This is a genomic window from Streptomyces sp. Q2 (assembly GCF_056820935.1).
The window spans coordinates 160220-170582 of the sequence record NZ_JBXEJE010000023.1 but is presented as its reverse complement, the minus strand read 5'-3'; the positions used below and the strand labels follow the sequence as shown (position 1 = coordinate 170582).

Genomic DNA, 10363 nt, shown 5'->3' with positions numbered 1-10363 from the left:
GGCGGTTCCGGCGCGCGCGACACCGGCGCCCTCCCGCCCCTCCGCCAGCGCCCGCGCCCGGCCTCCCCGGCACCTCGGCCTCCCCATCGGCTCGCACCTCACCCGCGTCCTGTGGGCCGCGGGTCCCGCCGTGCGGGGTGCCTGGCTGCCGGCCGTGCTGCTCGTGGCGTTCGGGGCCGTCGCTCTCGCGTACGGGGCCGACTTCGCGGGCGCCCGGCCCCTGCTGCTGGCGATCGCGCCTGTCGTGCCGGTGGTCGGGGTCGCCCTGTCCTACGGGTCGCACGCCGATCCGCTGCACGAGATCGCCGCGTCCACGCCGTCCGCGGGGCTGCGGCTGGTGCTGACGCGGACGGCCGCCGTGCTGGCGGTGAGTCTGCCGCTGCTGACCCTCGCCGGAGTACTGGTGCCGTCCTCGGGTGCCCCGGGCGCGGCCGCCTGGCTGCTGCCGGGTCTCGCACTGACGCTGGCCTCGCTGACCCTGGCCGGTTACCTCGGCTGGCGGGCGGCGGCGGCCGTGACCGGTGGCGGCTGGCTGTCCGTCGTCCTCGCCCCGGCGCTCGTCGCGCCCGGCGGCCGGCTGACGGCCCGCCTGTCCGAGCAGCTCGCGTACTGCCTCGACGGCGCCCCGGCGCAGGGCGGCTGGGCGGCGGCTGCCGTCCTGTGCGCCGTACTGCTGGCCGCCCGCCGTCCCGCCCACGACCGCCTGGAGAGGCCGTGAACACGGCCCCGCACTCCTCGCCTCCACGTCTGGAGAACCGTTGAGCACGATACGAGTGACCGGGCTGCACGTCCGGCACCGCAGGACCGTCGCCCTCGACTCGGTGGACCTCGACTTCGGCCCCGGTGTGCACGGGCTCCTCGGCCCGAACGGGGCGGGCAAGACCTCGCTGATCCGGGTCCTCGCCACCGTCGCGGCACCGGCCGGCGGCCGGGTGGAACTGCTCGGGGACGACGTCCGCGACCACCGGCGGCGGGCCGCGGTGCGGCGGCGGCTGGGCTATCTGCCGCAGGAGTTCGGCTACTACCCGGGCTTCACCGTGCGGGAGTTCGTGGCGTACGTGGCCTGGCTGAAGGAGATGCCCGCCGCCGCGACCCCGGCCGCCGTCGAACGGGCCGTCGCCCGGGTCGGTCTCGCCGACCGCGTCGACGCGAAGGTCAGGACGCTGTCCGGCGGCATGGTCCGCCGTGTCGGCATCGCGCAGGCCATCGTCAACGACCCCGACGTGCTGCTGCTCGACGAGCCGACCGCCGGTCTCGACCCGGAGCAGCGCGTGGAGTTCCGCGAGCTGCTGCGCGAGCTGGGCGCCTCGTCCACCGTCATCGTCTCCACCCACCTGGTGGAGGACGTGGCGGCGGCCTGCACGGGGGTCACCCTCGTGGAGACGGGCCGGGTCGCCTACCGCGGCACCCCCGAGTCGCTGGCCGCGCTCGGCGAGTCGGCGGACGGCGCCGGCGACAACCCGATCGAGCGGGGCTACACGGCGGCCCTGCGCGCCCACCGCGCGTCCACGGCTCCGGCCCCGACGCTGGAAGGGACGGCGCGATGACCCTCGTGGCCGAGAGAAAACCTGAGAGAGAACCTCAGAGAAAACCGCAGAGCCCGCCGCACCCCTTGCGCGCCGAGGTCGTCCGCGGCTTCGGTCCCTGGGCGGGGGCCGCCGTCCTGCTGACGCTCACGGTCACGTCGGCCGTCAACTCGACGCAGTGGCAGGGCGGCTGGGCCGAGACCCGCGAACAGCTGCACACGGCGGCGGGGCTGCTGGGTGTCCCGATGGCCCTGGCCGCGGGCTGCTGGCAGGGCGGACGCGAGCGCCGACGCCGTACCGAAGAGCTGATGGCGACGGCCGCGCGCAGGCCGTTCGCCCGGCTGCTGGCGTCGGCGCTGCCACTGGTGCTGTGGGTGGTCGCCGGGTACGCGGTAGCGGTCGTTCTCGCACTGCTCGCCACGTGGTACTGCGCCACGGGCGACACGCCGTACCTGGTCGTGCCGCTCACGGACGCGGTCGTGCTGGCGGCTGCCACCGTGGCCGGCCAGGTCGTGGGGCTGCTGGTGGCCTGGCGGCTGACGGCACCGCTGCTGGCGGTGGGCGCGTACGTCCTCCTCGGTGTCCTGTCGTACGACGGCCGCGGCGCTCTCGCCCCTCTGTCGCCCGTCGTCGACGGCGTGACCACCACGGTCCCCGTGTGGTGGCAGCCGGTGGCGATGATGGTGTGGACGGGCGGTCTGGCGGTCGCCGCGGTCCTCGCGTACGCGGCCCGTCATCGCTCCGTCGCCCTGCTGCCGCTGGCCGCCGCGACCGCCGCAGGCGTGCTGCTGGTGCAGACCGGGGACGGCCTGTGGCACACCAACTCGATCGCCCGCCGTCAGGTGTGCGACACCTCCACCACTCCGCAGATCTGCGTGAACGCCCGCTACGCAGGGCTCCTGCCACAGGTCAGCGACGCCCTGTCCGGGCTCACCGGTCGTCTGGAGGGCGTACAGAACCTCCCGGTGCGGTTCGAGGACCGGCCGGGCCGGCCGGCGCGGGACGAGGCGGTGACGCCGATGCTCGCGCCGATCGGCTGGGCCGTCGTACGGGGCCGGCTCACCGATCCGAAGCAATATGCATGGGAGGCCGGGACGGCGCTGTACGGCCGGGTCGAGTGCGACGAGGTGGACGTGCGGCTGTGGCGGATCGACGACGCCGTCGGGCACTATCTGGCGCCCCGACCGAGGGAGAAATACTTCGACGAGGACCTCGCCAGGAGAAGCGAGGCCGATCGCGTCGAGTACGAGGCCCGGCTCGCGGCCCGCGCCCGTCTGAAGGCGATGGGCGAGCAGGAACGCCGCGCCTGGCTGTCGGAGTACTTCGCGACGGCGGACGAGTGTACGCCGAGTGGGGTGCCGGCGCTGTGAGCGACCTCTCCGTGCACCACGAGCGCTCGCGCGCCGCCGGACTGCTTCTCTACGCCCGCTCGCGCACCGTCCCGCGCGCCCTCGTCGTGCTCTTCGCCACCGCCGGGCTGGCCGTGTGGGCGGCGCACGGGCTGGACGCCTACGTGGATCCGGAGCGGCGGGTGCCGGTCGTGGCGCTGGCCCCGCTGTTCGCCGCCGCGGTGATCGGGTCGAGCCTGTACACCGCGTCCGACGAGCTGGACCGTACGGCCGTACAGCCCTGGTGGTGGCGGCGTCTGGCACATCTCCTGACCCTCACGGTGCTTGCCGCGGCCCTCCTGTCGGTGGCGGTGCTCGGGCACGCGTCCGTGTTCGGGCCGCCCGCGATGATCCGCAACACGCTCGGCTCCACGGGCCTCACCGCGGCCGCGGCCGCCCTGCTCGGCGCCCGGCTGAGCTGGCTGCCGGCCTTCGGCTACGTCAGCGCGGTGTACCTGGGGGCGGCCGGTGGGCGGGGTGTCGTCGGCACGGCGGTGTGGGCCTGGCCGGTGCGGCCGGGCGGGGAGACGGGCGCCTGGGCCGCCGCCTTGGCGGCCTTCGTGGTGGGAGGGGCGCTGTACCTCGTACGGGGGGCGCGGGCGGAGGGAGCGCGGGCCTGAAGGGGCCCCACGCCTGGACGTGGGGCCGTCACCGACAGCGGATATGCGAAAGCCCGGATCGATGTCAGGCGGAAATGCCCTCGATCCGGGCCAAGGCGTCGTCGGCGCCGAATGGCTGCAAGTACGGCATCCAGCGCGGATCCCTGTGGCCGGTCCCGATGATGCGCCAGGCCAGGCCGGTGGGTGGGGCGGGTTTGTGGCGCAGCCGCCAGCCGATCTCGACGAGATGCCGGTCGGCCTTCACGTGGTTGCAGCGGCGGCACGAGGCCACCACGTTGTCCCAGACGTGCTTGCCCCCGCGGCTGCGCGGGATGACGTGGTCGACGCTGGTTGCGACGCCACCGCAGTACATGCACCGGCCCCCGTCACGGGCGAACAGTGCCCGCCGGGTCAGAGGAACGGGCCCCCGATAGGGAACCCGGACGAATCGCTTGAGCCGGACCACGCTGGGTGCGGGGACTGTGACGGTCGCGCTGTGCATGAAGGCGCCGGACTCCTCGAGGCACACGGCCTTGTTCTCGAGGACGAGGATGAGCGCGCGGCGGAGCGGTACGACGCCGAGCGGCTCGTACGACGCGTTCAGGACCAGGACATGCGGCACGGATGGCCTCCTTGGACGCCGGCGGCGCGTGGCTCGCGCCGGGACGATTTCGTAGTCAGTCTCCCCTCATGCCTGGTGGAAACGCCACCATGTCCCGGTAACGGGCTGGGAGTGTTTTCGACCACATCTGGTTCATCCCCAGGATCACGAGTTGTTCATCCGACCTGTTCATCCCCAGGTGAAAGCGGTCTCTCCCTCGAACATTGCAACGATCCACACACGTTGCCCCGATAGTGTGGTGGGTCTGCCCCACCGGTGACCTTTCCGTGACCTTGAAGCACGACTGGACGACCTTGACCGCTGCCGGAGGGGCGGACCGCTGCACTGGAGGTACCTGCCGTGTCCTTGTCCGCCGTCCTACTGGCCGCCGGTTCGTCGCCGTCGCCGTCTCCCTCCGAGACGCCGACCACTCCGGCGGTGCCGTCGCTCGAGGATGCTCAGGAGAGCGCGACGAACGCCGCCGGCTGGATCGAGCAGAACTGGTCCACCTGGCTGGCGATCGGCCTGAGAGTCCTGCTGATCCTGGTCATAGCGACGGTCCTGAGAGTCGTGGTGCGGCGGGCGATCACCAAGCTGATCGACCGCATGAACCGTTCGGTGCAGTCGGTCGACGGCAGCTCGCTCGGCGGCCTGCTGGTGAACGTGGAGCGCCGCCGTCAGCGCTCCCAGGCGATCGGCTCGGTGCTCCGCTCGGTCGCGAGCTTCCTGATCCTCGGCACCGCGGCCCTGATGATCCTCGGCACCTTCGAGATCAACCTCGCCCCGCTGCTGGCGTCCGCCGGTGTCGCGGGCGTGGCGATCGGTTTCGGCGCCCGGAACCTGGTGACGGACTTCCTGTCCGGTGTCTTCATGATCCTCGAGGACCAGTACGGCGTCGGCGACACCATCGACGCGGGCGTGGCCTCGGGCGAGGTCATCGAGGTGGGCCTGCGCGTCACGAAGCTGCGCGGCGACAACGGCGAGATCTGGTACGTCCGCAACGGCGAGGTCAAGCGCATCGGCAACCTCTCCCAGGGCTGGGCCACGGCCGGCGTCGACGTCACCGTCCGCTCGGGCGAGGACCTCGACAAGGTGCGGCGGACCCTGAACGAGGTCGCCGAGAAGATGAGCAAGGAGGAGCCCTGGAACGAGCTCCTGTGGGGCCCGATCGAGGTACTGGGCCTGGACAGCGTCCTGCTCGACTCGATGGTCGTCCGTGTCTCCGCCAAGACGATGCCCGGCAAGGCCCTCACCGTCGAACGCGAGCTCCGCTGGCGCATCAAGCACGCCTTCGACGCGGCGGACATCCCGATCGTCGGCGGCGCGACCGTCCTGGCGGCCGAGGACCCGGACGCCGACCCGACGGCGGGCGTCGCGCCCCCGTCGGCGTACTCCAACACGGCGTCGCCCCAGGCGCAGGCGGCCACGCCGCTGACGCCGCCGAGCGTGGCGAAGTAGGAGCCGCACGGAGGAGCCGTACGAGAGGGGGCGCCCGGAATCTTCCGGGCGCCCCCTCTCGCGTGTCGCATTCCGGCCACGCCCGGCAACCGCCCCACCACCGCCACACCCCGGCAGGTAACGACTGTGTTGCCTCGGCGGCGGTCTCTTGACGACTGCTTCACGCCAGTCCTATGGTCCAGACCACAAGACAGGAAACCTTCCTAACAATCACTCCGAGATGGACTTCCCGGTGTGATCACTGGGAACCTGGACGACGGAAAGGCAGGTGTCGACCCATGGCAGGAACCGCCGGTACGCCGGGCACCCCGCGCGTCCTGCGCGCCATGAACGACCGTGCCGCCCTGGACCTGCTGCTGGAGCACGGGCCGCTGTCCCGCACCCGGATCGGCAAGCTCACCGGCCTGTCGAAGCCGACCGCGTCCCAGCTCCTGGCCCGCCTGGAGGCATCCGGGCTGGTCCTCGCGACCGGCACCAGCGAGGGCCGCCCGGGGCCCAACGCCCAGCTGTACGAGGTCAACGCGGCCGCCGCGTACGCCGCCGGGCTCGACGTCACCCCCGAGCGCGTCCGTGCCGCCGTCGCCGACATCACCGGCCGCACGGTGGGGACGTACGAGCTCCCGACCCCGGGGCGGCGTCCCACCCAGCCCGTCGTCCAACAGGTCGCCGACGCCCTCGACGGCGCGGTCAAGGCGGCCGGCCTCGCCCGCGGTGACGTGCAGCGGCTCGTCATCGGCACCCCCGGCGCCTTCGACCCCAACACCGGCCGCCTGCGCTACGCCTCCCACCTGCCCGGCTGGCACTCCCCCACGCTGCTCGACGAACTCGCCGCCACGCTGCCCATGCCGGTCGAGTACGAGAACGACGTGAACCTCGTGGCGGTGGCCGAGCAGCGGCTCGGCGCGGCCCGCGGACACGCCGACTTCGTCCTGCTGTGGAACGAGGGCGGCCTCGGCGCCGCCCTGGTCCTCGGCGGCCGCCTGCACCGCGGCTGGACCGGCGGCGCCGGCGAGGTCGGCTTCCTTCCGGTGCCGGGCACCCCCCTGGTCCGGCAGGTCAGCAAGGCCGGCAGCGGCGGCTACCAGGAGCTGGCCGGCTCGCAGGCGATCCCCAAGCTGGCCCGCGAACTCGGCGTCCGGAACATCCCGTCGGGCCCCTACGCCGAGGTCGCCGCCGCCCTCGTCGCCCGCGCCGCCGAGGCCGACGACGGTCCGCACCGGCGCCTGCTGGAGGCGTACGCGACACACCTCGCCACCGGCCTCGCCTCGCTCGTCTCCGTCCTCGATCCCGAGCTCGTCGTCCTCAGCGGCGCCTCGCTCACCAGTGGCGGGGAACCGCTGCGCGCCCTCGTCCAGGCCGAACTGGAGGAGCTGGCCGCGACCCGGCCCCGGCTCGTCGTCGGCGACGTCCAGGAACACCCCGTGCTGCGCGGCGCGCTGGAGAGCGCGCTCGCGGCCACCCGCGACGAGGTCTTCGACACCTCGCGCTGAGCCCCAGGCCCCCTCACCTTCACCCTCGCCCTCATCACAAGCCCCGCACGCTCGGACATCCACCACCCTTGCCCCGCCCTGCCCTAGGGAGACCCCGTCATGCCCGGAATGTCAAGAAAAGTCGCGCTCGCTGCCGCCGCCTCCGTGGCCCTCCTCGCCACCGCCTGCACCGGCCAGTCCGGCTCCGAGGCGAGCGACGACGCCGCCAAGGAGACGACCCTCAACTTCTGGCACGCCTGGAGCGCGCCCGCCGAGGTGAAGGCCGTGCAGACGCTGGTCGCCGGCTTCGAGAAGGCGCACCCCAACATCCACGTCAACGTCGTCGGCAACATGACCGACGACAAGATGAACCAGGCGCTGCGCACGGGCGGCGACAAGGCTCCCGACGTGATCTCGTCGTTCACCACCAACAACGTCGGCAAGTTCTGTTCGTCGGGCGCCCTGGTCGATCTCAACCCCCTCTTCGAGAAGTCGGGAATCGACCCGGAGAAGACCTTCCCGAAGGCGATGAACGAGTACACCCAATACGACGGGAACCGGTGCAGCGTCCCGCTGCTGGGCGACGCCTACGGCCTCTACTACAACAAGACCGCCTTCGAGAAGGCGGGCATCGACAGCCCGCCGAAGACCTGGTCCGAGTTCGAGGCCGACGCCAAGAAGCTGACGATCGACGACGGCGACAGCTACAAGCAGCTCGGTTTCATGCCGAACTACCACGGCTGGGAGACCACGACCGAGCACTACCTCGGGCAGTTCTCCCCCACCTACTTCGACTCCAGCGGCAAGTCGAACCTCGCCAAGGACCCGGCGTTCCGGGCCGGATTCACCCTCCAGAAGAAGCTCGTCGACGAACTCGGCGGTTATGAGCGGCTGGAGAAGTACCGCTCCACCCTCGGCGACGAGTGGGGCCCCAAGCACCCCTTCCAGACCGGTCAGGTCGCCATGCAGCTGGACGGCGAGTGGCGCCTGGGCATGGCCCTGGACGCCAAGCCGGACTTCGAGATCGGCGTGGCCCCGCTGCCCGTCCCCGACGACCGGGCCGACCAGTACGGCAAGGGCTACATCACCGGCACCATCGCCGGCATCGCCGCCACCAGCAAGAAGCAGAACGCGGCCTGGGAGCTGGTCAAGTACATCACCACGGACACCGACGCGGTGGTGAACTTCTCCAACGCCATCCACAACGTGCCGTCCACCCTGGCGGCCCTCAAGTCGCCGGACCTGAAGTACGACCCGCGCTTCAAGACGTTCCTGGACATCGCCGCGAACCCGAACTCCACGACCTCCCCGGCCTCGGTCAACGGCGGCGTGTACCTCGCGACGATCCAGCAGTTCGGCTACGAGTACGAGAGCGGCAAGGCCAAGGACCTCAAGGCGGGTCTCGCGAGCACGGCGCGGCAGATCGACACGGACATCGCCCAGGCCAAGTGATGAGCACGCTCACGCTGACGTCGAAGCGCCGCCCGCCCGGCCTCGCCGCGAAACAGCGGAAACAGGCGCTTCGCACCCTCGCCTTCATGTCGCCCTGGCTGATCGGCTTCGCGGTCTTCTTCGCGTACCCGCTGATCTCGACGGTCTACTTCTCCTTCATGCACTACGACGGCTTCAAACCGCCGACGTGGAGCGGAACGAAGAACTGGACGTACGTCTTCGAGCACTACCCCCTCTTCTGGCCCGCCCTGCGCAACACCCTGTGGCTGGTCCTGATCATGGTCACCCTCCGGGTCGCCTTCGGTCTCGGCGTCGGCCTGCTGATCACCAAGATCAAGACGGGCGCGGGCGTCTTCCGCACCCTCTTCTACCTGCCGTACCTGGCCCCGCCGGTGGCGGCCACCATGGCCTTCGCCTTCCTGCTCAACCCCGGCACCGGACCGGTCAACTCGATCCTCGAAGGCATCGGCCTGCCGGCCCCCGGCTGGTTCAACGACCCCTCGTGGTCCAAGCCGGCCCTCACCCTGCTCGCCCTGTGGGGCATCGGCGACCTGATGGTCATCTTCATGGCCGCGCTGCTCGACGTACCGCGGGAGCAGTACGAGGCCGCCGAGCTGGACGGGGCCTCGGCCTGGCAGCGGTTCCGGTTCGTCACCCTGCCGAACATCTCTCCGATCGTGATGTTCGCCGTGGTCACCGGAGTGATCCAGGCGATGCAGTACTACGCGCAACCGCTCATCGCCGGAAAGGTCGCCTCGGGCGTGATCCAGGGCGCCGGCACCCAGTTCGAGCCCGGCTACCCGGACAAGTCGACGCTCACCCTCCCCCAGCTCGTCTACAACCTCGGCTTCCAGCGCTTCGACTACGGCTCCGCCTGTGTGGTGGCCCTGGTGCTCTTCGCGCTGTCGATGGCGTTCACCGCGCTGCTCATGCGGCGCCGGGGCGGTCTCATCCAGGCAGGTGACTGACCATGACCCAAGTACTCGACAAACCCGTGGAGTTGAAGGCGGCGCCCTCGCCCGCCGAACGCACGGCCCGCCGCAGAACCGCCCTCCAATGGGTCGCGATCCACTCCTTCGGCGTCGCCGCGGCCCTCTTCTTCACGCTCCCCTTCGTGTTCGTCTTCCTGACCTCGCTGATGAGCGACTCCCAGGCCCTCAGCCGCGATCTGATCCCGCACACCTGGGAGTGGGGCAACTACGCCAAGGTCTTCGACACGCCCGGCTTCCTGACCTGGTGGAAGAACACCCTGCTGTACGCCGGCGCGGGCACCGTCCTCACCGTGGTGTCGTCGATCCCCGTGGCGTACGCCCTGGCCAAGTTCCGCTTCCGGGGCCGCAACCTGTCCCTGATGCTGGTGATCTCGATGATGATGCTGCCGCCACAGGTGGTCGTCATCCCGATGTACCTGTTCTGGGCGAAGCAGCTGGACCTGTCGGGCACGCTGTGGCCGCTGATCATCCCGATGGCGTTCGGTGACGCGTTCACCATCTTCCTGCTGCGGCAGTTCCTGACGACCATCCCGAACGAGTACCTGGACGCGGCCAAGGTGGACGGCTGCGGGGAGCTGCGCACGCTGCTGAGGGTCGTCCTGCCGATGGCCAAGCCGGGCATCGCCGCGGTCGCCCTCTTCCAGTTCTTCTACGCGTGGAACGACTACTTCGGCCCTCAGATCTACGCGTCCGAGAACCCCGGCGCCTGGACCCTGAGTTACGGCCTGGAGTCGTTCAAGGGCGCCCACCACACCGACTGGAACCTCACCATGGCCGCGACCGTGCTGGTCATGGCCCCCGTGATCCTCGTCTTCTTCTTCGCCCAGAAGGCGTTCGTCGAGGGCGTCACCCTCACCGGAGTAAAGGGTTGAGCCAGA

The 10363-nt window shown here is 71.0% G+C and carries 10 protein-coding genes; 9 read left to right on the top strand and 1 reads right to left on the bottom strand.

The features are described from left to right. From ACWBNA_RS26015 to ACWBNA_RS26000, 4 genes are all read left to right on the top strand, one after another. Positions 1-718: zf-HC2 domain-containing protein (locus ACWBNA_RS26015; RefSeq protein WP_482706927.1), on the top strand; the 718-nt coding region annotated here is incomplete at its 5' end. Between the two features lie 40 nt (positions 719-758). Further along, positions 759-1547, top strand: coding sequence for an ABC transporter ATP-binding protein (locus ACWBNA_RS26010; protein ID WP_482706926.1), 789 nt, complete (start codon positions 759-761; stop codon positions 1545-1547). Positions 1548-1612: 65 nt separating this feature from the next. After that, positions 1613-2896, top strand: coding sequence for a hypothetical protein (locus ACWBNA_RS26005; protein WP_482706925.1), 1284 nt, complete (start codon positions 1613-1615; stop codon positions 2894-2896). Further along, on the top strand, positions 2893-3534 hold the full coding sequence (locus ACWBNA_RS26000) for a hypothetical protein (protein ID WP_482706924.1): 642 nt from the start codon (positions 2893-2895) through the stop codon (positions 3532-3534). Before ACWBNA_RS26005 ends, ACWBNA_RS26000 begins: the two co-directional genes overlap by 4 nt. Positions 3535-3598: 64 nt before the next feature. Here the strand turns inward: ACWBNA_RS26000 and ACWBNA_RS25995 are convergent, their stop codons facing one another. After that, positions 3599-4135, bottom strand: coding sequence for an HNH endonuclease (locus ACWBNA_RS25995; RefSeq protein ID WP_482706923.1), 537 nt, complete (start codon positions 4133-4135; stop codon positions 3599-3601). Between the two features lie 339 nt (positions 4136-4474). Between ACWBNA_RS25995 and ACWBNA_RS25990 the strand changes: the two genes are divergently transcribed. The 5 genes from ACWBNA_RS25990 to ACWBNA_RS25970 all read left to right on the top strand — a co-directional run bounded on the left by ACWBNA_RS25990 (position 4475) and on the right by ACWBNA_RS25970 (position 10357). Then, the gene (locus tag ACWBNA_RS25990) at positions 4475-5572 is read left to right on the top strand and encodes a mechanosensitive ion channel family protein (protein WP_482706922.1); all 1098 of its coding nucleotides are present in this window, start codon (positions 4475-4477) and stop codon (positions 5570-5572) included. A 278-nt stretch (positions 5573-5850) separates the two neighbouring features. Further along, positions 5851-7062, top strand: coding sequence for an ROK family transcriptional regulator (locus ACWBNA_RS25985; RefSeq protein WP_482706921.1), 1212 nt, complete (start codon positions 5851-5853; stop codon positions 7060-7062). A 99-nt stretch (positions 7063-7161) separates the two neighbouring features. Beyond that, the gene (locus ACWBNA_RS25980) at positions 7162-8493 is read left to right on the top strand and encodes an ABC transporter substrate-binding protein (RefSeq protein WP_482706920.1); all 1332 of its coding nucleotides are present in this window, start codon (positions 7162-7164) and stop codon (positions 8491-8493) included. Next, positions 8493-9461, top strand: coding sequence for a carbohydrate ABC transporter permease (locus tag ACWBNA_RS25975; RefSeq protein WP_482706919.1), 969 nt, complete (start codon positions 8493-8495; stop codon positions 9459-9461). Before ACWBNA_RS25980 ends, ACWBNA_RS25975 begins: the two co-directional genes overlap by 1 nt. 2 nt (positions 9462-9463) lie before the next feature. Continuing rightward, a complete protein-coding gene (locus ACWBNA_RS25970) occupies positions 9464-10357 on the top strand; it encodes a carbohydrate ABC transporter permease (RefSeq protein ID WP_482706918.1) in 894 nt (297 codons plus the stop codon). The last annotated feature ends 6 nt before the right edge of the window (positions 10358-10363 follow it).

Coding starts and splice junctions, on each gene's coding strand:
- ACWBNA_RS25975 (WP_482706919.1), top strand. CDS start 8,493: ATGAGCACGCTCACGCTGACGTCGAAGCGCCGCCCGCCCGGCCTCGCC.
- ACWBNA_RS25985 (WP_482706921.1), top strand. CDS start 5,851: ATGGCAGGAACCGCCGGTACGCCGGGCACCCCGCGCGTCCTGCGCGCC.
- ACWBNA_RS25970 (WP_482706918.1), top strand. CDS start 9,464: ATGACCCAAGTACTCGACAAACCCGTGGAGTTGAAGGCGGCGCCCTCG.
- ACWBNA_RS25980 (WP_482706920.1), top strand. CDS start 7,162: ATGCCCGGAATGTCAAGAAAAGTCGCGCTCGCTGCCGCCGCCTCCGTG.